The sequence below is a fragment of the Pseudozobellia thermophila genome (assembly GCF_900141855.1).
In the GTDB taxonomy this organism is placed as follows: Bacteria; Bacteroidota; Bacteroidia; order Flavobacteriales; family Flavobacteriaceae; genus Pseudozobellia; species Pseudozobellia thermophila.
Genome location: NZ_FQYU01000009.1, coordinates 1 through 23,903 on the forward strand (window position 1 = coordinate 1; position 23,903 = coordinate 23,903).

The 23,903-nt window shown below is 48.5% G+C and carries 8 protein-coding genes; all 8 read right to left on the minus strand.

Annotated features, from left to right (window positions below):
• A partial coding sequence (locus BUB37_RS17220; protein WP_072995076.1) for a S41 family peptidase occupies positions 1-3,299 on the minus strand: 3,299 nt, incomplete at its 3' end.
• Positions 3,300-3,301: 2 nt separating this feature from the next.
• The gene (locus tag BUB37_RS17225) at positions 3,302-5,113 is read right to left on the minus strand and encodes a uracil-DNA glycosylase family protein (RefSeq protein WP_072995077.1); all 1,812 of its coding nucleotides are present in this window, start codon (positions 5,111-5,113) and stop codon (positions 3,302-3,304) included.
• 604 nt (positions 5,114-5,717) lie between these two features.
• On the minus strand, positions 5,718-11,432 hold the full coding sequence (locus BUB37_RS17230; protein WP_072995078.1) for an eCIS core domain-containing protein: 5,715 nt from the start codon (positions 11,430-11,432) through the stop codon (positions 5,718-5,720).
• Positions 11,432-12,532 carry an eCIS core domain-containing protein gene (locus BUB37_RS17235; RefSeq protein WP_094766781.1) on the minus strand — a complete coding sequence of 367 codons (1,101 nt, stop codon included), beginning with the start codon at positions 12,530-12,532 and terminating at the stop codon, positions 11,432-11,434. The genes BUB37_RS17230 and BUB37_RS17235 overlap by 1 nt, the downstream gene beginning before the upstream one ends.
• 23 nt (positions 12,533-12,555) lie before the next feature.
• Positions 12,556-13,908 carry an ATP-binding protein gene (locus BUB37_RS17240; RefSeq protein WP_072995080.1) on the minus strand — a complete coding sequence of 451 codons (1,353 nt, stop codon included), beginning with the start codon at positions 13,906-13,908 and terminating at the stop codon, positions 12,556-12,558.
• Positions 13,902-15,410 (minus strand): contractile injection system tape measure protein, encoded by a 1,509-nt coding sequence (locus tag BUB37_RS17245; RefSeq protein ID WP_072995081.1) that lies wholly within the window; start codon positions 15,408-15,410, stop codon positions 13,902-13,904. Before BUB37_RS17245 ends, BUB37_RS17240 begins: the two co-directional genes overlap by 7 nt.
• Positions 15,411-15,413: 3 nt before the next feature.
• Entirely contained in the window at positions 15,414-19,160 is a 3,747-nt protein-coding gene (locus BUB37_RS17250) for a carboxypeptidase-like regulatory domain-containing protein (RefSeq protein ID WP_072995082.1), read from the minus strand.
• Between the two features lie 11 nt (positions 19,161-19,171).
• Entirely contained in the window at positions 19,172-23,890 is a 4,719-nt protein-coding gene (locus tag BUB37_RS17255) for a hypothetical protein (RefSeq protein WP_139278132.1), read from the minus strand.
• Positions 23,891-23,903 lie beyond the last annotated feature (13 nt).

Below are 23,903 nucleotides of genomic sequence, written 5' to 3' on the forward strand. Positions count from 1 at the left end.
GCAAGAAGGTCCCGGTTTTTAAAAAGTAGATCATCCCGTGTAAGACGGCATACTTTGTCGGGAACGATTCCCAAATCTTCCAAGGGCACACCGCGATTGAGGCCGTTTCTCAAGGTTCGGCGAACTGCCACCCGGATATCGGCCCCGTAGCCCAAGGGGCGGAAAAAATCGGACCTGCCCGTTTCATCACGGGTCAGGTGGTAGAGCAGCGAATGTGTCCATACATTGGCGCCCCCTGCACCGGTATTTTTGTGCACCCCGATAATCTTGCCCAGATTTTCGTCGCGGAAGCCGGCGGCAAAAATATCACTGGCACTATAGCAAAGGGCATCGGTAATCAGCACTACCTTATAATTGCGTTTGGCCCGCAGACCATCAAGTTCGGCAACCGGAGTAATGGGATAACCGATGGAAAAAGCCGTTCCGGTATATCGAATATCGGCGAGGGTCGTGTTCCAATCGGTCAAATCGAGTCCGTTCAGGGAGGTCGACGGCGAATGGATGCGGCAAATCGCCTCGGTCAGTCCAGAATTGACGAATTGTGCATTTTGCGGAGTTATCGGTTCCTTTTTGAGGGCCTGCAAAACGAATTCCGACGCCCACACATGTCCACCTCCATTGTTGCGGATATCGACGATGACCTTGTCGGTCTTAAACGACTGCAACAACTTTTTAAAGTACAGGGCAAAGGCCTTCGGACGCGTGGTATTAAAACTGTAGATTCTGATATAACCGACATTACCGTCCAGTACCATTGTCTTAAAATGGGCGGAAAATTCGGCTTTGTCAAATGCCTCGCTATTCTTCGACTTTTCCTTACTGGCACTTAGGGCATTTAGGGCCACTTTGGGCGCAAAGAAATGCAACTTCGTCTTATGGATCAGTTCGGTAGTATAATCGTAACCGGCACTGGTGCTGAATTTTGAAATGGCCTGGTCGTTTTCGAGGTCGTCCCAAATGTTGGAATGTACGGAACCCACCAACCACTTAAACGTACGGTACCTGGCCCGCCCCTTACCGTCGATATAGCGCACCGTAACCCAATCTTCCTCGGGTGGCAACATAACGGCCAGGGGACGGAAGGTCAAACTGTCCAATCCACGGGCAAAGCGGGCCTCGTCATTGCTTCCGGCATGTTTTTTGGCATTGTCGAGGATAGCCGTTTCGATGGCCACCCCGTTCCAATGGGTAATCGGGACCCCGGCCGTAAAGGTGGCCGAAGGTGTTCCCAATATTTTGGAAACCATAAACTTGGGGCCTTCGTCATCGTAATACTGCTCGACAAAAAAGGGCAGAAAGGCCACTTTGTCCTTATACGGCATCGGTAATTGATACATGGTATGCAGGTCGCGTAATGAATTGAACACTTCGATAATACGTTCATGAAAACGAAGCTCGCCCTCGTCTTCATAGTTACCCGTCAAGAGTTCCTGTTTGATCACCTCCAAACGCCTGACCGGATTGGAAGCGTATAGGGCCGTCTTTTGATCCAAGTGTACATAGGCCATTTCCAGTACGCCTATGGCCTGGTCGATCACATTGATCTTATCGCCCATGTTCATATAGCCTTGGGTCTCCCTAAAGTCCGACAGGCGTACCACATACTCGAACTGTGAATCGGTATTGAATTTAGGCTGCACCTTATCGCGAACGGCATCGCTGAGCCGGATGTTCTGCCCGTAATAAAGAGGAAGCCCGGTCTTAATGTATTCGGGCAGGTTGCGTTGCCGTGCCAATTGCTTAAAATGCCCCGGATCTTCAAGCACGGTAGCCTTGTCCAGTTTTCGTTTTTCCACAATCAGTTCCGATAAGGGGGTGGCGGCCTCAAATAGGTCACCGGCCGAATCGGCTCCGGCCCACGGTATATGGTGCTGGTTGTCGTGGTCGGCGTGTTCGTGTTCAATAAACCAAGTAGCATGGGTACCATCGGCAGCGGCGGCCCCTGCAAAGATACCCAGAGTTCCATTTTGCTCGAGCTGTCGCGTTAAGGACGGTAAGTTTTCCATACCCTCTTCCAATGTCCTGCGGGCGGTATTGTAATCGAGGTCGACCTCAATCGGGTTTTCCCCCAAGGTATCGGTCAGGTAGAGGTAGCGGGTTACCGTTCCCAAGCTTGTTTTTTCAAGTGCTATATCGAACTTTTGCATAAGACGCCGTTGACCACAACGGGGCACTCCCCCGATTACCGTCCAAATTACACTCGATTCACGGGCCTCGACCAAGCGTTTGTACTCGTCCCCTCCCTTTCCGGCCAAGACGATAAAATCCGCTTTCTTGCCCGGGGCCAAGGAACCCAAATGATCTTGCCATTTCAACATACGGGCGGCGTTTGTATTGGTCATTCGACATAGTTCCTCATCATTGAACACCCCTCCTTTTTCTTCGCTAACGAGTTTGGCGACCTTAAGTTCCTCCAGCATGTTCTTGCTTCCGCTCGGTGTCCAGTCCGACCCCAACCCGATCAGCACACCGTGTTCGTGTGCCGCGGCGATATCGGCGGTAACACCATACAGTAGAAAGTTGGACATGGGCGACCATACCATCCCACCCTTGTGCTGTCCCAAGATCCTAAAATCATCGGGAAACAGGCCCACGGAATGGATGCCCACCAAGGAATCGGTAATGGCATAGCCCATTGAACTGGGCAACTGAAGGGCCCTAAAATGCTTATTGGCCTTTTCTTGGGTGCCCTCGGCGAGGTGCAGCAGGTAGCAGCTGCTTTTCTTTAAGCGCTCCAATAACTTTTCGGCACTGGTTATATCTGCAATTTTGGTCTTGGCAGCGGGCAGGTCCTTGTCAACGGTACGCTCTACATTGCGGACCACCCCTTTGTACAATTTGGTAATGCCCCCATGACTCGCCAAGGTAATTCCCTGGGAAGAAGTTACCCCGGAAAAAAGCAGCCTACACTCCACAAAACGCACAATGGCCTGTAAATACCCATCGATATGCCCCAATACCTTCAGGGGACCGGTAATCGTTTTTCTGTACAGGTCACCGCCCCCCCACTGGCCCCTATGGCCATAGGTTTTCGGAACGTCCCATAAAGGAATGATGTTATAACTAAGATGATTGTGCAGTTCGATCATCCCGGGATATAGGGTGCCCCCGCAGTTGATGGCCTCCGATTTCGAAAAGCCTTCGGGCGAGGGCGCATCATAATCATTAACGGCCACGATGGTGTTACCTTCGATGTACAAAACCCCGTCATCCAAGATCTCGGAGGTCTCATTAAAAGTGACCACCTTGCCCCGTACGGCGTATTTGACATCCGGTCCGAGTTTGATTTTTTCTGCCATACTTATTGCTCTAATTGGTTGAGGAATTCGATTTCTTCAGACGACAGCGGCCGTGGTTTATTTTTGAAAACCCAATCGGGCGCATACCACTTGTAGTAATAGGGCGACCATTCTCCGTCTTCGCGCTTGGCCCTTTTGGCCCGATCCCCACTGGTGCCCTGCCAGCGCAAAAAGCCATAGGGCAGGTCGTAGCGTGGAATTTGGATGCGGTGACCGTCGTATTGAAAACTCGCCTGTGTTTCCTTTGGGTAATCTAATGTTGCCAGTTCGGCCAGTGCCTGCTGCCAACTTTGCAACCCATTTCGTTGGGAATGGTTTTTTAGCCTTACCACGGGAAGGGCGGTAGCGATACCGGCCAGGTCCCAATGGGCCTCCGCCAAGGGCCCCATAAGCAAAACGACGGAGGCATCCTTGTAGTCAAGCACCTTCTTCAAGATGGCCCGATACATTTTTTGTACGTCGGGATGGCGTACCACCTTCATTTGTTCGCTTACCGACATCCCGGTATCGTCTATCGGAAGGCTTCTTAAAATACAGTAGCGGGAGGTGATTCCCGCCGCCTCAAGAAATCCTTGAAAATGCTGTCCGCTATTGCCACAAAGGGCCCGCATGCAAAAGAGGTCGTCTACCGATTGCGGATCGGCCACCACCAAGAAGGTCGTTTTATCGGGCCGGCCGCGGAACAAGGGCATGCCCCCGAAAGAGGGGTGCGCGCCCACCCCCAAGGATACAAAATCAGGCCATTGCAAACCCGTATAACCGCCCATGATCAATTTAAGAAAGGCATCGGGAGGCCCCATATCGTACGCCCCGTAATCGTTCACGGGCGGCTCATAGGGCACATCGCCCTCCCCGTCCCGATAGCCATCGCTACTGCCCGTTGCCAGGCCGCGGTAAAAAGTATCGTGGCGCTCGCCCCTAGGAATGTCGGCGGACAGTTGGATGCTGCGTTGCTCGTCTTGCCGCTGTCCTGCGGAAGTCCCGTTTCCCAAACGCCAGCTGACCCCGGCGGGCAGGTCCCTAAAGGGAATCGGCTTCTTCAGAATTTCAAAGGGAATCGAAAAATCGCGCTCCATCCCCGGGTCGCAGGGCAACCAATCGGGATCCTGGTCGACCCATTCCTCCAGTTGCGCCATCACCCTTTTATAGTCTTCCAATACGCTGTCCCTCATATCGGCTTGGTGCAAGGCCCCTGGGTGGATGATACCTACCACCTTGGCCTTGGGGCCGATTAGGTGGGAATCCGCCGTACTCAAATCGGCGATTCCGTCCGGACATTGGCCGCCCAATCCTTCGATCCAGGTTTGAACGGTCTCCTTGGCGGCGGTACCCACGGCGATAATAAGCCGTAGATCGTTCTTTTTACGCGCATAGTCCAATAGTTCTGTCCGCTGTTTGGCAATGGGCGATGCGGGATTTTGCGCAAGCACTTTTATTTTTCGTTCGGAGTACTGCCCGAAGATGGGGTACAAAAAAGTGTTGAGGAAGAGGTAGCTGTAATCGATACCCAGGTAGTTCACTATATGTTGCATCCGGCCACCGCTACTGCCCACGAATGCCCTATGGGCCAGGCTTTCGTCCATGGCACCCTCTTGACCGATGACGAGCACCTTGACCTGCTTGCTTTTGAGTCGCCCGCGGTAATGCATCGGTCCGAAGTGCCATCGAAACTTCTCCTTACCCATATAGGTTTCGGCCAGTGCCCGATAGTTGGGCGTTTGCGAAAAGAGCCGGGCCCAGCTTGTGTTCTTTGGCGGCCCTGGGTCGTGTTCCCAGGGAAATCCCCTATGCTCCCAATATGCATTCGTTGCCATAGTGCGGTTATTTAATTGGTATTTCGATTTCTGCTGGTTGTTTGGGAGGGAACCGTTGAAGCAGGTGGGCAGGCCATTGCATTTACCCGCAAGCTGTTCTTCGCAATATAAGCTTAGTACTATTTCCACTAAGGCGCAAGCATTTATGTATCAGTGGCAGGAAATCGTGTATAGATTTTAAGTTTTATACTGCTTTTTTATAGGAAAAAAGAGATTTTTTTTGGACTTGACTTATTTGGGTTTATGGAGGCAAAAAATAACATGCACTTCAATCTTACAAGGATAGGACTTCTGCCAGTTGAAACTCAGGGACCCTGTATTTTTAACTGGGTTTCACATTGAATCGTGAATTCGACCACTTAAGTTTGGTGCATTTCGAAACTGATCTACCCTTTAGTACAACTATTACGAGACCATAGAGAGCGAGAAAGACATTTTTATTCTTTTTTTCACAAAGAATGGATTCTACCCTGAGGCATAGAAAGGTAGCGTCTCAATAATTGTTAAGTATTCAGGCCCAAATGTTTAAGAACACTTCCTTGTTCATACATGTTTTGCAAATAATACAAGCGCAGTCATTAGGGATAAATCCAATTCCTCTTTACTATTCAGGTTCCGTGTTCAAAATTTCCAATAAGTCAGGAATGTGCTCCCCTTGGGTATCCGGTGTATTCCTAGCATCTCGTATCTCCCCATTACCTAAAACATGCCGCTGTAAACCTCTCCACCATCTTGATAGCAGATCATGTTCCCTACTAGGTAGCGGCATTAGATTAGAAGGAGCGTTGGTGCCTCCCCAACTCAGCTCAATAATATGATGTACTTCTAGCGGATGGTCATGTGCATCCAAAGGCCACGCCCGCTCAACGCCATCATAATCCCTGAACGTATAACCCATCTCCCTTAATTGGTCCATGCTGTATCGATTCAATGTATCTCGAAGCGCTGCGTCAAAAGAGGCCCTTATGTCCGATGGAAGTAAACCTAGAACATCCATAAATAAACGTCGCATAGTAGAAGTGGATGGCCTATCGGTGGTGGGACGGATTACCAAGGAATCACCCGGACTAATTGGAATGGGAATTGAAACGTCATCATGAGGGTAGGGAACAGCCTCTAACATTCGCCGGGTTACCGTTACAACGACATCACCTCTATCACGTGGACGGCGGCGGCGTCCTCTTTGCGCCCAACCATCACCTAACAGTCTATCTAATATTCGACGAGCCTCTCCTCTTGTCCTTCTTGCCCATTCCTGTGGGGTTACATCTTCTCTACCCGGTCCTTCCTTGTAAGTATCAAAAAGCCTATTCAAATCACTTGAATCTTGGCCATGTCCTTCGAATCTTTCATTGTCCCCTATGAGATCATCCGGAGTTTGAGGTGCTGCATCAACAACTTCTGGTGAAGTATCTGGAGTTGCTTGTGATTCGGTGGTTTCGGTATCAGGGGATTCTGGCTCTGGAGTATCCTCAATTGCATCGGTGTGGTCTGTATTTTCCTCAGTTTCAGATGAACTTTCTTCAGAGGGTTCTGGTTGATTGAGGCGACCTCTTAAAGCATCCCTTATTTCTCGCATGCTATCAATTAAATCATTTGCATTTCCCAAAGCATCCGCACTCTCTGGGTTATTAAAGATTTCTTGCCGTTTAGTCAATGCATCCTGTATATACTGATCAAGTGCCTGGCTCATCTCATCATTACTTTCACCAACTCTCTCCTTCATTCTTTGGAATTGTTCTCGAATTGCATCCAACCTACCAATAATTTGAGCCGCTTCAGGTGGAAGACTTTCAGCATTTGGTATGGTCTCGCCTCCTCCGCCACCATTGACTACCTCCTCATGTTGATTTTCTGTTGTACTTTCTTCTGCAGGAATATTTTCGGAAGGTTCTGGCCCAGATCTTGTTTCTTCCACTGTTACACCATCTTCAGATTCGGAATGAGAACTTTCAGCATCCGGTGTCGCTGTTGAATCACCATCCTGAACTGGGCTTTCCGGCCTTGTTTCAACATTTTGAGGTAAATTATCGCTCTCTATACCTTCAGGAGTCTGGTTAGTTTCAGTAGAATTGCCGTCAGATTCTGAATGATTTTCAACGGTTAATGCTGGGGTATCCGAATCCACTCCTAAAGAAGAATCGGAATCAGGTGGTCGGTTCGGTGCGCCTCTATGATTATAAGCCCTTTCCATTAATGGCTCACCAATTAACATTCCAAAATTGATTAATGCATGACCCAGGATTAGCATTAATTGTGTTCTTTTTTCCCCTAGGGAGGCGTTCGAAGCCTGAACTTGTTCAATTTCATGAAGTGTAACACCTCCCAATATAAGACCTTGTAACCCCATTTGACCTAAACCTAGCACCATTTTGACATTCCTGCCTGGCACCTGAACTATTTTTAATGCGCGACTAACCTCACCAAACCCACCTAAAACGGACACGATGTCTGAAGCCGAATTCCAATCAAGACGAAATGTAGAGTCTTCATATCTGGTTATTAGTCTATAGGCAGCTGGAAACGCCCCAATAACCCCTAAAGGAGCCAATAAACCGAGTGAAGCCCCGGCCGTAAAAGGAGCGGCCGCCAGGGCTGCAAGTTCGATTAGCGTTACTGCATTATCAATTCCTGTTGTTATGATAACCGCTGTATCTGCGGTTACCTCTCTGATGTACCTTTCTCTTTCCCATTCTACCGCGACATGCCCTCGTTGTCCATATCCAGCCGTGCTCCTTAAAAGTCTGACAATTCCCAATACAACAGGCGGGGTATCGGAATCGTCCGTTGCGTCATCCTCTATAGAAGTATCACCGCTATTAGGGGTAGTGATATCTGAAATGTGGTATTCATTTTCGTCCTCATCGTGCACATACTCAATTACGAGACTTATGGTAGCGCCTTCATCACCGATAAACCAAGCTCTTACCCTTTGGGCATTCACAAGCCCTCGACGATCTTGTACTTCCATAACCTGCGTCATTTGAGATAAACTTTGTCGTAGTGGCGCGTAAAACGCACGATCTGTTCTACTTATCTCACTTCTCTCTTCCATTATACTTCGCGCCAAAGTAACTTGGCTATCTGCGAATGCTCGGTTTTGTTCTAGGGCAGTGTTAATTGATGTCAACCTTTCTTGGATTTCCGACCTGCTAGAGCTGCTTAATCTCATTATTCGATCCTTCTCATGTTGAAATATCGCTCGGATAATGGAATCTCGACGAACCGTTAATTCTTCCTCAACATTGAATCCGTTCAAGATTTGAAGATTCCTTAATTCAGCTTGCAGACTACGTCTTTCGGTTGTGGAAAGTTCTCTATTATTATCGAGCTGGTCTTGAATTTCAAGAATTCTATGATGTCTCTGGACAACCTCTGCCTGGGTACTTGCAAGCATAGTTTCAGAGATTGTTTCAGTACCGTTGACGAAAATAGGGAAGGAATAAATAGCAGAACTAGGTACTCTTACCACCGCGTCATTATCATCTCTTGTCATAGAATAGGCTACACAGCTTACAAAATAAACCCCAGGCTCCCTAAAATTAAACCGTTGTTCGTGTCTCGGTCTAACCGCGCGACCAATAAATGGCACTACTGTAGCCCCAAGCAATCCCAAAGCAGAATTCAATTCTACTAATGAGTAGGTGAAGGGCGAAAAAATTCCCAACTCATCATCTACTGTTTCATAATCCTGATCTCGATACCTCAAAGATCTATTTACGCCCGATACTATGGAGTCAAGTACGGTTGGTGAACCGGATACAGGGGTCTCATCTTCGGATTCATTTTCTGATAGGAATGAATTTAAAGGTACTCTGCTAAACTCCCATTGGTAGGTATAGGAGAAATAAGCTCCTAATGCCTCCAAATAATTTCGGTGCACTAGGTTCATCGAGAAATCATAATCAGTTCCAATAACACCGAACGCCAGGGGCAGTTCCTGGGCGAACCCCCTTGGCGGTAATAGGGCGGGATAACTTCTTATATGGGAAGGAAATTCTGGAGTATTATATTCCGAAGGTCTTTCCGAGATTATTTCATCTCCCGATGTGCTCAGTTGCTGAGGCAAAGCAATGTTCATAAATCTATTAATAATCTCGATTCTGGCATCATGTTCGGTAAGAGCTCTTTCCGAAAAATCTGATTGGCTATAACAGAAGAGGAGAAACCTTGAGGCTAACATCTGATCCCTTACTGCGGTTGGAATGCCTTCTTCGGGTACATTCCAGATAAGTTCATAAAACCTCCTCGTTTCTTCCACTACGGAGAGGACAAAATCGTTCCTTATAGCTTCAAGAACATTTATTGATGGGTTCAATTGTGCCAATATTCTATTGTTGAGGCAGCCTTCTCCATAACAAGCCGTTACGCCTATAATTCCTTCCTCTGCCTGTTGTCTTTGTTCTTCCCAATCGGAGGTATACTCTGACAACAAAGCTCCTTGCCTTGACATTAGTCTCTGAAAAATAAAAGTAGTGAGCCACGGTGGTAAATCGCCTTCTAACTCAATGTGCAAATCCCTTGTTACTTCGCCAAGATGGAGAAGTTCTCTTTGATGTGGGGTTAAACCGGTAATATTGTAATCATTTCTTTCCAACCAATCCAATAATTCTGTTCCCGCTTCGCCGTGCAAAGTAATATTGCTCGAGTATTGTTGTGCATTGACCGGCGAAGCATTTGGATCGCTCCAGATTCCGTGGAATTCTCCATTTTGGGGTATATCGTTTTCTAAGCCCTCACTATACTGTGAACCTATAAGCTTTCTTAAAATTGCAGCATGAAACATCTGTCTATAGGTGCGCATTGAACTCAAAGTTGCGTCTTCCAAACGAAAAGTCAGTCCAGATAATGAAGCCCTGACGGTTACTCTTGGAACTTCCCATTCATCCTCATACTTATTTATGAGGTATGGCGTCCTGTTAGCATTTTGTTGAACTACATGTGTCAACTCATGTGCCAATAAGCGTTTTCCTTCGGAACTGTGAGGACTATACTGACCTTGATTGAAGTAGATATCATTGGCATTGGTAAATGCCCTTGCTCCTAAATCTCTATTTAAGGCTGTGGCGTGTGTGCCTGTATGGATGTTAACTTCGCTAAAGTCAGCCCCGATACGTTGTTCCATAAACTCACGAGTCGAGCTAGGTAAGGCTTGTCCCCCTCCTTTTTGTGCATTTAGTCTTGATTCAAAACCCTTGGAGGGACTTACATTGGAATCGGCTTTTGGACTTATCTGGGTGGTAGTCGTGGGCGTACCTATTTCGCGATTGGGTTCGTCGTGGAATCTTGGGTAATTGTGGGTGACATCAGGCAAACTGTAAAGATCTCCGCTTAAGGCGTGACCTATCGCTCCTCCCAAATTGACAAAGGCCTCGAACGGATTTTGGTCAAAAGGTGCCGTAATGGTAAACAATACGGCGGGGTTGTTATGGCCTTCCTCCAAGGGATAGTTAAAGTAACTCACATTGATCATGGTACCAATGTCCATAGGATTGGCTACAATGTTCAGATTGGGTATCCCATTATAGTGCTCAAAATTGTAACTGCTGGGCGCCCCAAAGAGGGTCACATCATCAGCGCTGATATACCCGTAGTGCAATGCATTGCGAATAAAGGAAGTACCGCCACTTAAACCATAGGCACTGTCAAAATGTTGTCCCAAATATTGCCGTGCCCGACCCATATGAAAATGAAAGTAACTTAGGATGGGAATCCCTAGGGACTCCAAAGCAGCCAAAGGGAAGTCGACCAAGCCGTTACCTGTATATGGTGCCAAATCCACGATGCTTCCATTTGGTCCCTGTACCAAAAAAGTCGGGTTCGTAAACATTACCCCATTTGCCCGGAGGATCAGGGGCGAAGGAACCTGCAGTGTGAGATTGGGCAAGGTGTTGTTCGAGGTTACAGGTGCTTCTGTTTCCGGAGATGTTGCTTCGATACTCGTTGGTTCGTCTTCTTTTTGAATGATAGTGTCCGTAGAGATACCCTTCATTTGCAATTCACTCCCGGAACCTGATTGCTTTTGAACAATTGGAGTAATTGAAGTCGCAAGCGGTTTCATCCGTACTTCTTCCTCTTCCTCCTCCTGTTTCTGAAGAACAGGTGTGATGGTTTGGGAAAGCGGCTTCATCTGCACCTCTTCCTCTTCACAAGCTTTGCACTTACGCTGAACTGGTGGAATCTGGGTGGCAGGCATTTTCATCACCTGGTCGGCCACGGCATCCGCCTCTTGCTCGTACCTATCGTTCGGTTGGCCTATAGCAAGTTTACATTGGACCGCCTTTTTCTGATTAACTATATGCGTGGCTCCCGAGTACATTATGGTTTGGTCACTTTAACTTTTGTTAAACCTATTACCGAATGGTAATTGATCTGCCTCATTTTAGCTGCATCTGATACACCTACATGTACACAACCATGGGAGGATTCATTAAGAGGTCCAATGTGTAAGGCTTCTCCTGAATTATAAAAAACAGCATAATGCATATTCGCCGGCTTTCCTGCTTTGCTATATCTTTTCCTCGGTCCTTCTTTATCCGATAGATCCGAATATTTTCCACTGTTGTATCCAAAACCTTCAATGCGATGAACCTTAAACGTTCCTCTATCCGTAGTTCCTACTTGAATCGAGCCTCCCGATATCGAAAAACTAAAATCAGATAATTCGTGTCCGTTTTTTGAATAAACAATATCAATTGTTCCTGCTTGGGTGTCATTACCATCGGAATCCTTTATGGTGGAAGTAAAATTGATATCGATTTGCTTTATCCAAGGTTTAGTGGTTTTATCTCGGGGATTGGCAAATTCTTGCTCTACCCACGTAGGAGGAATGTCCTTTTCTCCAAAATTCCAACTACCGCTATTTCTATACAGTTGAATTGTATTCCTTTGCTGCACCACATGCGTCAATTCATGCGCCAACAAATGCTTTCCTTGCGAACTTTGCGGATTGTACTGCCCTTGGTTAAAATAAATATCGGATCCGTTGGTAAAGGCCTTGGCATTTAACTGACGGTTCATTTGTACGGCGTTGTCGTCGGTGTGGACCTTGACCTGCGAAAAGTCGGCCCCGATACCACGGCCCATAACATTTTGGGTCGATTGTGGCAAGGGTCGCCCTGAGCCCTTGCTTTTAGACAAAGACTGGGATATGTTCGGTGGGGCGACCGAAGCGGTTGAACTTGATTGTTTTTGGACAATGGGACTGATGGTGCGCCCCAAAGGCTTCATCTGCAGTTCTTCTTCCTCACATTCGGCACATTTTCGTTGGATGCCCGAACGATCATTCGAAGGCATCTTTATTACCTGATCGGCCACGGCATCGGCCTCTTGCTCATACTTGTCGTTGGGCCGACCAATAGTCAACTTCGCCTGAACAAAAGGCTGCCTGTTTTCCCTTAAAGCTGTTGCAAAAGCCATATTTTCCGTTTTAGTTGTTCCGTCTACACTGTTCTCCCGTTTTTATGGTATTCCCGTTTTATTCCCTGGACGATATCCGCCATTAGAATTTCCTCGCCCGATCGGTCCAAGGCCATCAAGGAGGCATATTGTACCGCATTGATGATCGATCCGCCGGCCAGTTCGTAGTCGTTGGCGACCTGATAGAGGTCTATGCCCTTTTCAAGTTCGCATTGGTCCGAAAAAGCCATTTGCCACAGCCGGTAGCGTTCCTTGGCCGAGGGAATCGGAAAGCGGATCACCGTTTGAAAACGCCGCAAAAAGGCATCGTCGATATTGCTTTTTAAATTGGAGGCCAAAATGACCAATCCGTTGTACTCTTCGATACGCTGTAACAAGTACGATACCTGCTGGTTGGCATAGCGGTCGTGGGCATCCTTGGTGGCCGTCCGTGCCCCGAACAGGGCATCGGCCTCGTCGAAAAACAGGATCCAATCCTTGCTTTCGGCCTTGTCGAACACCTTGGCGAGGTTCTTTTCGGTCTCCCCTATAAATTTTGATACGGTCTGCGATAGGTCGATCCGATATACATCGAAGCCCAGCTTCTTTCCCAAAAGACTGGCCGTCAATGATTTTCCGGTACCGGGAGGACCGTAGAAAAGGGATTTGTACCCCGGTTTCAGCTTTTTGTCCATCCCCCAAACCGTCATTAAGCGGTGCTGGTGCTGCAGCCATACCTCTATTTCCTTGAGCTGGTTTTGGGTGCCCTGATCCAAGATCAGGTCGTCCCATTCCATCTTGGTCTCCAAAAGGCGGGCCGGAAATACGGTACTGAAGGTGGGTTTTTTGACCTCGCCCGTGGTGATCCGGTCCAGAATTTCCTGTGAGAGCGAGAGCTGACCGTTCAAAAAGCTGGTATTGTTCGAAACCTCCGACAACCAAACCATCTGCTTTTGGGCGAAGACGTGGTCGCCCTCAAAAGGTTTTAGCAGGGCAAACCTTCGGGCCAGGTCGTTGGCGGCCAAAATGAACATCACCGTTTCCCCCGTGGGCAGAAAGCCCGAATGCTGATCGCTTACCCTGCCTCCGAATTCGGTATACAGCTGATTGGTAGTCTTGTTTTTTTGAATAAAAACGTCGAGCAGCTCCGGCTTGATGTAGGGCACTGCCGCGAGAATGAGGATAAAGCGCTCCACGAAGCCGAAGTTATTTTCCTTGACCAGTTGAGCATATCCCGAAGCGCATTCGGAAAGAACAGGGGGGGCGATTTCAAAAACATCGGCGTAGTCCGAAGCTTCGTCGACATTCAAGGCCGACCGGGTCTTCAATATCAGTTTGAGCCAATCGAGTTCCTTGGCAATATCCGTTGCGTTCGCCTTAATTTTTTCCGTTACCATTGTGTCGTGATCAAATATTCGTTCCAGGGCATCTTAATTACCGAAATCGCCCAGGTCAGCCGGTCCAACAAAACGTCGTAGGCCTTTCGTTCGATTTTTAGTTTCCATCCGTTCTCACAGGGTTCCAAAACACCGCTTCTTTGCAAAAAGGTAGTTCGAAGGCTATCGGTACCCGTATTTTTCAAAGCGGACCAATTCGTTATCACCGCTTTGAGCAGGTGTTCGCATTCTTCCTTATCGGACGTCTTCAGGTCAAATTTTTCAGGAACGAATTCCGTAGGTCCCATCCCGCATAACAGCTTGTTCAAAAGCCATTGGGTCTCATTGCCCTCTTCCGTTTTAAAGGCCAAATAGTGGAGCAAATGAACGGCCTTGACCAGGGACTGTTCATCCTTGAAGGCCCGTTCTTCCATAAGTCCCATACCCGTAAAAAAGGCCTGTAAATAGGGCCATAGCAAGATTATCCCGGCATTTTCGATCGTCGTGTCCTCTAGGGACTGTATTTCCCCGGCCGTATCGATTTTGGTCCTTTTTTCTCTATTCCCGAAATCCTTGTCGGCCTTCTTATCCACCTTGGGTTCCGCCTCCGGGGGGAGTGCCATAGGGCCGAGTTCCTCCGGTGCCCCCAGGGCCGCCCATAAGGTCTTTTCCTCTTGGCTAAACCCTTTGCTTTCCCCAGGCCCAACGGCCGACAAAAGTTTTTGCAGACGTCGGCGGAAGGGTATGGGCAGGAAGCGGAACAATCCTTCCACCCTTTGTGCGGGTGCTTCGACCCACTGTAGCAAAAGTGCTTCGACCACAAAGACATAGGTGGTTTCCCCATGCTCCAGGCTCGACCAAAGGGCCTTTGCCTCTTGACGTGGGGCGACGCCGAGGACCGATGTTCGGGCCGCCAGCTTTTGCAAACAGGTTTTTAGCGTCCTTAATTGAAACCAAGGGATTTTTTTATCCGATGGATGGTTTTCCCTTAGAAAAAATCCGTTCCATACCGCTTCATTAAAAAAATGGACGGCTCTTTTCCGGCTTTGCCTTCTTTTAAAAATGGGCAGCAAGTACTCTGTATAATCGATTCCCGCGTTTGAGAACTCCTGTTTTAGTTTTTCGAGGTTTCCTTCGTAGTACCACGGCAATTGCCCCGTGGCCAAGTAGTGCAGCAGCGCTTCGCTCTTGGTCTGCCGTTCCGCCTTCCCCTTTGGGCGCAAGGCGACTTTTTTATCCCGAATTTGGACAAAAAGCGATTCCCTTACCGCTTGTACCAAAGCCTTGGGAAAGTCGTTCGCCAGCCCTTCCAAAGGCAAATGTCCCAAATCTACGGTCAAGGAATCGAAACGAAGCACCTCATCGGGTGGAACCAGGCCTTCACAAATGTCCCCAAAGACCGTGTCCAGGTTTTCCCTACAAATTTTGGAAAGGGCCGTCGTTACCTCTTCGTGGTCATCGGCATTGGAAATGGTGATGTCAAGCACCTGCCGCTTAATGCTATGTTTTGCTATATCGCCCAAGTCCTATGCTTTAAAATTTTTGGTGATTGCCTTTACGATATCCTCCCCTAATACACGGGTCTTGCTTTCTGACCATTCCTTCATCTCGGCCTTCATATTGATGCCCGCTTTCCCTATTTTACTTGACGATTCCTTTAGAACGGCCAGGCTTTCGGCGCTGAAATCGCCTTTCTCGCTCAGGATCAGCCGGTCCATATAACTGTTGGTCAACACCTTGAGCGCAGCGGCCCTATTGGCCATGGTAACCTTGTTTTTGGTCGTTGCGAGTTCTTTGAGCAAGGCATCCCTTTGGGCCACATAAGTCTTGTTCAACACTTCCGTCGGAATATCGTCTTCCTCGTTAAATTTGGAGATGGTCTTCTCGGTCGCTATCAGCGTTTTTACGTTTTCCTTTTCGCGGAGGATAGTACTGGCAATGACCTCCTTGTAGAGGTTTCGGCTGTTTTCGTATTCCTTGGCCATTAAAAGGGCTTCCCTAGAATTCTCGTTTAGGTCTAAATGTTCAACCAGTCCTTTTATCCCACCTTTCAGATCTATGCGGGGAATGAGTTCTATATCACGTGTGGCCATCGCATTTTTGACAACCACTTCGGAGGCTTTGCCTTGATAGAAACCGTTAGCCGTGGCGAACACTTCGTAAGAACCGTTGACAAGGGCATCGTTTACTAGACTGTATCCTCCCCTTTCATCGGCCTGGGAATGGATTTCAAATTTGTTGACATTCGTCCAGACCTGCGCCCCCGGAATCGGAAGTTCCCTGCCCTTGGTATCTTTGTAGTATATACGGCCCTGTATGCCCACGACGGCCTCTCCCCTAGGGATGATCGGGACAATTACGGTAATCTCGGCCGAATCGACCAAGACGGTTTGGGACTGCCCTTCCGTGCCACTACCTTCTACCCGTGATATGGCATACTCGAAAACATCGACGAGATAGGCACTCTGGCTATTGACGGAGGCCGCCAATACCTTTTTGGTATCTGCCGTATATAAAAAAGTTTGCACCTCTTTCTCCTCATCGAAGGGAAAGGGCCTTATGTTCAATTTGGCCTGGCCGTACTTGCCTTCGGTATTTTTAAGGTCGATACGATAGGCTTCGGGGTCGTACATCGAATGGAGTATACGTTCTTCCAAGGGCTCGTATTCGATAGACGCCTGCTTTTCGCCTACGATACGGGTAGGCACTATTTCGCAAATCGGAACGGCCAAGGGGTCTAAGGGGATTTCAACGGAACCTACATCAACGCAGGGGTCACAGCATTTGTAGGGCAGGGTAAAATCGGCCAGTACCGTGCCAAAGACCTCTTTGTTCCATTCGAAAAAATCACCGAGATCCACGTCGATCTTACCAGCATCCTTCAACCATATTTCAGCCTCTTTCATTAATTTTTCCTGGGTCGAATCGCTATATCCGCCTTGGTACAACAACACAAAGGTCTGCCCTTGTTCAACACCGGCCTGATGTTCCAACCCGGTATGGTTTTTAAGAAAATTGGAAAAGCTGTGCTGTTCGCGGTATTGTTCCATGCGGCCGGTAAGGGCGTTGTTGATGATACGGATATCGATATAGGGATAGATAAACAGGTTTCTGACCAATTCTTGCAGGGCCGCGATCAATCGGATCTTCAAATTGACCTCGGTCATGTTGGTATCGTTGGGTATTTGGCCCGACTGCAGTTTGAGGTATTCGACAAAGAGGACCAAGGGGCATCTGTATGCCTCTAGCCAAGGCTCCATTTCGAAGGATGCCAAATCTTCCGGGGTGTTGTTCCTTATCGCCTTCAGGCACTCGGTAATGGCCGCATGAAGGTCGTCGACACTTGCCTTTTGGGTACCTGTGGCCGTTGCCGTTTCCCTTTCCTTTTTGATCCATTCGGCCTTGTTGTCTTCCTTGGTCTTATAATGTACCTCGTCCGCCACCCGCATCCAATTGTCTTTGGTAAGGCTGCGGTTCAAACCATCCACGTTGTTCAATTTTTTGTAGAGGGCAGAGGTGTCATGGGCCGAAGTATAGTTGTTCATATTGGCGGAAGTGTCCTTTCGCTGAAGGAAGCGGGACCCCGTGACCAACCTCGAGAAACTGCCTAAAAAATAAAGCAATTTTCCCCTCCAAATCGAATAATCGACCTGTAGGTCTTGGTAAAGGCATTCGGGAAGGCGGACTCTTTTGTCATCTTCCGGGAAGAGGTCGCCCAGATAAATACCCTTGATGTCAAAATCGATATTGGCCTTGGTCTTAAGGGCCGTCAACCCCGCTACCGTGTCGTGAATGTCCTTTCCCTGATGGCCCTCGATCCGCAAGAAATTATGACGGTCCATCTTAAAACGCAAAGGGGTGGACAAAGGGGTCTTGGCCTCAGGCAACATCGTATTGTTGTCGTAGGAGAGGTTCAGGGCATTCTGTTCTTTCTCGAACAGCTGGCACCGTCTATGTTTTCTGGAAAAATTCCATTCCAATTCAAGGTTTTCCGATGGCCAAAAGCTGCTTTCGCCCTTCGAATCGTAGTAAAAAGGGATGCTTTGAACGGATAGGCTTGATTTTCTTCCACCACCTGGGGTTGCCTTTACAGGCAGTTCGATGGGGTCGTTGAGACTCTCGAAGGAAAATTTTTCCAAGAGCAATACGATTCGTTTATGAAGGGAAATGGTCTTTTCAAGCAAGAGCTGCTGTTTGTTGTATATGGGAGGTTGGGTAAACCCATGCCTGTACCTGTCCGTTTCGCATGGCCCAATTGGGTCCGCAATTACCTCGCCCAGCATGAGATGCCTGGGAAACCTTGTCATATCCGGGCAACACTGCCATATCAAATCATGGGCACACTCCCTGAATTCCTCATAGGCCAAAACAAGGTCATCAAAAAAATCATATACATACTGGATTCCGAGCCATGGGAATTTCACCAAGCCACCCCCCAGGTACTCCTCTATTTCCTTGTATACGTTCTGGATGACGGATGTTTCAAAAGGATTTTCCCCATAAACATTCCCCAAAATGGGTTCATAGGCGGTATAGGTAGTGGACAAGTACTTTTTCAACGGATCGAACACCGTGTTAAGCGCCTCGACATACCTGAAGGCAAAGGGAAAATAATGGACCGTATCCCCACCTTCAAAAAACACACGGGGCAGGGCGATGAATTTATCGGGAAAAAGATCGTCCTGCCTCTCCCCGTTCGTACGTGGGTTCACCTTATCCAGGTCGTCGCGGTCGATCAAGAGCTTCCTTAGGGTGAAAATTCGGTCGATTCCCAATTCGTCGCAGCTTTTTCCCAAGCACGACTTCAGGTCGTTATCGATGCACTCCAAAAACAAGACCACCACCTTATCCTCCAATCCCCCCGGGAGTTCCGATAAGGGTTTGACCTCCTCCTCTTGGTCGTACTCCGCCCCGCTCGAGAGCAACTCGAAAAGGGCTATATCTTGGTGAAAGCCTTCGTCTTGAAAGGGCGTATAGACCACCCCCTCCGGCAAATTGTAATTGCGGTACTGGACCGTGGTACACGAATTGCCTTCAGGACACAATTCTATGAGGTAACCTTCCGAACTGATGCCTAGGCCGCCCGTTATGGTGATGGATGGTTCGTTCCCCGTTACCGTCTTTATTTCCAGTCCGCAGGCAATTCCCATTCCTATGAGACATGAACGGGTCAACCTCGTTTGCTGATCCAAATAGTTGTGCAATTGGTTGAGCTGCCCACTGGTAAGCACCTGGTTATCTTCGAAGATGGGATGATTTTTTATAATGCTCATGATCTTATTTTTTAGGTTCCTAAAACGGAATTGTTCAATACGATGGCCCCTTCAAGCGATTCTTCTTCATCGCAGCTGTGCAAGGTGCCGGTCGGGTATATGTTTCTACTTGCTGTCAAGGCCTCGATGAACTCGTTGAGCGCCTTGGAAAGTTCCGGTTTGTTCCATATCGGCCGGTTAATTTCCATAAGCCAAGTTTTATAGGCCTGTTCAAAGTGCTGCATCTGCCCACAGTCTACCCAACAAACATTGAGCAGTATATGGGCCGGGGTTTCGAGGCGAATGGTTCTTTCGACATACTTTCTAAAATTGATATTTACAAAACGGTCGGCCCAATAGGGCAGGATGACGGTCGCAATGCACGAATACACATCGCTATGCTGGCAGGTATCGCAATCTTGGTCCAGGTAAATGGGCAGCAACCGGTCTTGTACCCGTTGCAATTTCGACAACAATTTTACCTCGTAGGCATCCCCTACCTTTTTTACACCTTGAACCCTATACTCCCCTTCGTTGCCTTCCTTTTCCGAATTGATAAGGATAATGGTATCGCCCTCGGCCATATCCTTGACCCTGACATCATCGGTTACCAAGGTATTGGACGTAGGCTTGATCTTGGTGATCTCGGCTTGGGTCGCGTATCGGATTCTTCCGTTTTCGAACGGGGCTTGCGGTACATCGAATTTGAGGTCCTGCCCCACTTTTAACCTCGATTTGCCCGAAAGGGTATTCACCTTGACCACCTTTAGGCTATGGCCGTCGTACGTCCCTCCCTCCACCAAAATAGTGTCACCCGACAATTCGGTCTTGATATTATCCTCGACCAAGACCGTATCGGCCTGGGCATCCACTTTTACAATTTGGCTGTACCTGTGAAAGACCATCCGGGCACTGCTCCCCTCCAAGGGCACCAAGCTTTTAGGGGCCATGGGAAGAAACAGGTCCTCGTTGATGCGGGGCCTTAACAGCGTATGCTCTATGAGGTGCATGCCTTCGTGGGCCAGAAAGGTATCCGTAACGAAATCGATCAATTTTTGAACGGCCTTTTCATCCTCACCCCCTTTTACGGTTATCGTTTTTCCATCGACGCCCATTATTTGAAAGGCGTGACCGTCGATCAGAACGCCATCGGGTTTGTCCGTCGGAACGGGTTCCCAAAGCCTTAGTACGGTTTTGCCGCCCTCTTCCGAAATCTCCCGTATCGTATAACGGCCGTTGTTGCTCGAGGAATTTCGTATTTCGAAGGTATCCCCTTCCAAAAAATGCGCACCGATATCGGAGCTGGCCTTAAGGTATCTTTCCGCTATGTTGATTTCCTGGATGCCGAAGCGCTCCTCCCACATGGCCTCCCCGTCTAAAATGGCCGATGGCGGGGCCCCGGTCAATTCAATTTCGATGTAGGGCCCCTTTGCCTGGGCATCGCTGATCGTATACTCCCCATCGTTTGCCCCGGAATTCCTGATTTGAAGCGTTGAACCCTCACTGTTCTTTATCTGGTCGGCCAACAGGGCGTTAAAATCCGTACCCGTGCTTTGGCCCAGCACCTCCCCTTTTTTATTGCGAAGTGCAAAGCGATACGGAGACTGTTCCGCATCGAGGTTGTAATTGCGCCTATCACCGGCGCTCGATACGATTTCCCATAATAATTTTCCGATCCGGGCCTCCCCTTTTTTGAGTACCTGCGCTTCGGTCAGGGGCGGGTTTTCGGTTTCTTCGAGTACAACTTCCTCGGTAATGGTACCTTCAATGATTTTATGGTCTTCGGTAAAATTGAAGGCTTCGGAATAGAGCGAATAACTGAAGGAATAGGTGGGCAAGTCGGGCATCGCCGGACTGACATCGGCCGTCAGTGAATAGGTAAAATAGTTTTTATAGGGACAGGCCAGGTTTTTGCGGTTCGATTCAGGATTATCGAGATGTTCCTTTTTCAGGATTTCGATCACTTGCCCGATAGCGGTATCGGCATCGCCGCCGTCGGTATCGGAGGTAAAATCGTTTTTGGCACTCAGGGCCAATACCTGCCCATCGCACCCCAGTTGAAAGGAAAATTTGCCATCCTCCCCTACCACAATGGTATAATTGCTTCTGTAGAGGCCCACTTGAACGAGTTGCTCCAACAATTCCTTTACGGCGACCTCGGTCTCCAAATTCCCATTGTGCCTTAGCAAGGGTGTTGCGTCGTCGGCCGCAATGGTAAAGCCCATGGCAGCGGTGTCGATGGAGAAATTCGGACCGAAGTTTAAACCTTGTATTTCCTTTTCGGCAATTCCCAAGAGAAAGGAAGTCCGTTGTTCTACCCCCGAGACATTATCGACATGCCACGGGCAGCACCACTGTCTGTAATCGAGCGCCTTTCCCCTCTCGGCACTTATGGCCGGATAGCGGTCTAAAAACTGTAGCTTGTCCTCGATCAGGTCGGCCCCGGCATTTTGCTTGTCGATCTTATGGGCCAATAGGGCGTAATCGGTAAAGGTCTCTGCGAACCTGCCCAACAGGTGGTCCAAGAACTTGTTTCTTCTTTCAATGTACACTTTCTCGCTTTCCACTATTTTTTCAAGGCTTGCCAAATGCCCCGCCCGGTCCCTGTACAAGGGGACCCCGTTGGGGATAACATCGTAAAGGGGTTTTGAAAAATAGGTGCGGTCTATGTTGTATTCGCCAAACTCATTTTTTTCGCCGTTCATTGAAAAGAGATCCTTTACCCCATTGAGTTGGGCCAGCTCATTGGCGATCAGTTGATCGAAGAAGGTCAGGAACCCCTTCAATTGTTTTACCTTTCCTTGCCGTTCCGCTTTTTTTAGGCCATCAAGGGAGGACAGATCGGGGATACCCGAAGTACCTACCCCATAGATATCGGGAAACTCTTCCTGTATCGAAACGTAATTTTCTAGGTCTTTGAACTCTCCCACCGGCGGGTCGATATCCATTTTTGGATAGCGAATCTTCTGGGGCCTTTCGGCTTCCTCGAGTTCGTTCAAGAGACTTATAACCTCCCCGTCATTGGCCAAAAAGGGCAATTGGTCTTTGTAATAGGTGATTTTCGACTTATCCCGGCTCAGCCTCGGCACGTAGTTGTGCTCCCAGGCCAGTTCGAGGCACCATTTGACACTTCTTTCGGGTATGGCATCGTCGTTGTCCCGGGGTTTATTGGCTATTTGGATATGGCGGACGGACTTGACACCGGGCACATCCATAATGATCCGGATCAAATCGGAAACGCGGATTACCTTGGTCAGTTGTGCCGCTTCCAATTCCTTTTCATCGATAAACCCGTGCTTCAACCTGGGTCCCTCAAAAATTTCATCAACGGTTCTGCATAAGTTTTCATCCATTCTTCCGACAAACAAGAGGGTCCCCTCGGCAAAGGTATCGGCCTTGATTTCCTCCATCACATAGATGTCGGTAAAGTCCGGGTTAAGTTCGTTCTTCCTTATGCAGCTGACGGTGTATTCGCCAGCGATGCCGTCATCGCCGGAAATGGATACCGTATCCTCGCTACCCACGTCTTCCTTTAGAGGGGAGCCGACGGTCACCTTTTTTTCTCCCTTGTCAATGGCCTGAACGGTATAGGTATTCTTTAACCCGCATTTGTCCATCATTTCCTCAAGGGTATAGAAATACACCGTAGGCGACAAAAAATTGGAGATGGCATAGAACAGGGCCGCTTCGGTCTCCTCCACATCGGCCTGGTTGTCCAGTTCAATATCGGCGCAGACCAGGATTTCTTCGACCTTGAGGGCATTCACCCGAAAAAAATCGTCGCACAAATTGCGGTTTTGATGCAGTTTGGCCTTGACTTCCCCAACAACTTGGTGGACGATCCCGATTTTTTCGATATACTTTACGATCAGTCCCTCATTGGGATCGTAGAGAAAAGCGTTGAGCGCTGCCGTCAGGTCTTCCAAGTGGGGTATAGGCTTTGAGTTGGGCGCCAATGAAAGTACCACCCGCTTGTCGTTGGCCACTTGGTAGTTCAGGCCGTAACCATCGGCTATCTCCAAAACCTTGAGGTCTACGGAACCCACCCCATTGCGCACCGCATCGTAGTCGGACCAGTCGATGGGGTCGTCCCAGCTGGGAAAGGTAATTACGGCGGCGATTTTCAGGCCTTGCAAAACCTTTAGGTCCTGAAATTCGTAGAGTACAAAGTTGCCCGCAATGCTATTCTCGTTAAGGTCGCCATAGGTGGTGTTCTTGTCGAATTCGAGTAGAACGTCATAGAGCGTCTTAACGTAAAAGCCCTCCTGCTTGGTCAGCCCGGGAACCGGGGAAAGTCTTAATTCGCTTCTTTTTCGATCGACGTAAATTTTATGTTCCGCATCGGGAGACTTTGCGATCCATGCATTCCTAACGCCGTAATACTGGGGTTCTTCCCCGCTCTCGTCCACTACCTCGACATCGATCATCACCTCCCTAAAGTCGTTAAAGGTCACGGGACAAACAGGGAGTATCTCCTTGGCGGTGTAGAAATTTTTTATGTCGTAGTAACTTGGGTCTCCCAGTTTTTGGGCAAGGATATCCTTGATGTCATAATCGATTCGGTATCCGATATCCGTCAGTACGTAACCAAGTGCCTCGAGGATGGTCACCCCCGGGTCGTGGGTGTTGTAGTCCGTCCATAATTTCCCCGCCAGCTCCTGAATATGGCGTATGCCCAATTCGCGCAGGGTCTCGTACTGCATGCTCTTTAAGGCAGGTAATTGTTTTGATATGGTTTGCGATTCGCTCATTCCGGCTTTGGTT

Excerpts from the sequence above, each read along its gene's own strand:
- BUB37_RS17230 (WP_072995078.1), bottom strand. The coding sequence starts at position 11,432 with ATGTACTCGGGAGCCACGCATATAGTTAATCAGAAAAAGGCGGTCCAA.
- BUB37_RS17225 (WP_072995077.1), bottom strand. The coding sequence starts at position 5,113 with ATGGCAACGAATGCATATTGGGAGCATAGGGGATTTCCCTGGGAACAC.
- BUB37_RS17255 (WP_139278132.1), bottom strand. The coding sequence starts at position 23,890 with ATGAGCGAATCGCAAACCATATCAAAACAATTACCTGCCTTAAAGAGC.
- BUB37_RS17240 (WP_072995080.1), bottom strand. The coding sequence starts at position 13,908 with ATGGTAACGGAAAAAATTAAGGCGAACGCAACGGATATTGCCAAGGAA.
- BUB37_RS17250 (WP_072995082.1), bottom strand. The coding sequence starts at position 19,160 with ATGAGCATTATAAAAAATCATCCCATCTTCGAAGATAACCAGGTGCTT.
- BUB37_RS17235 (WP_094766781.1), bottom strand. The coding sequence starts at position 12,532 with ATGGCTTTTGCAACAGCTTTAAGGGAAAACAGGCAGCCTTTTGTTCAG.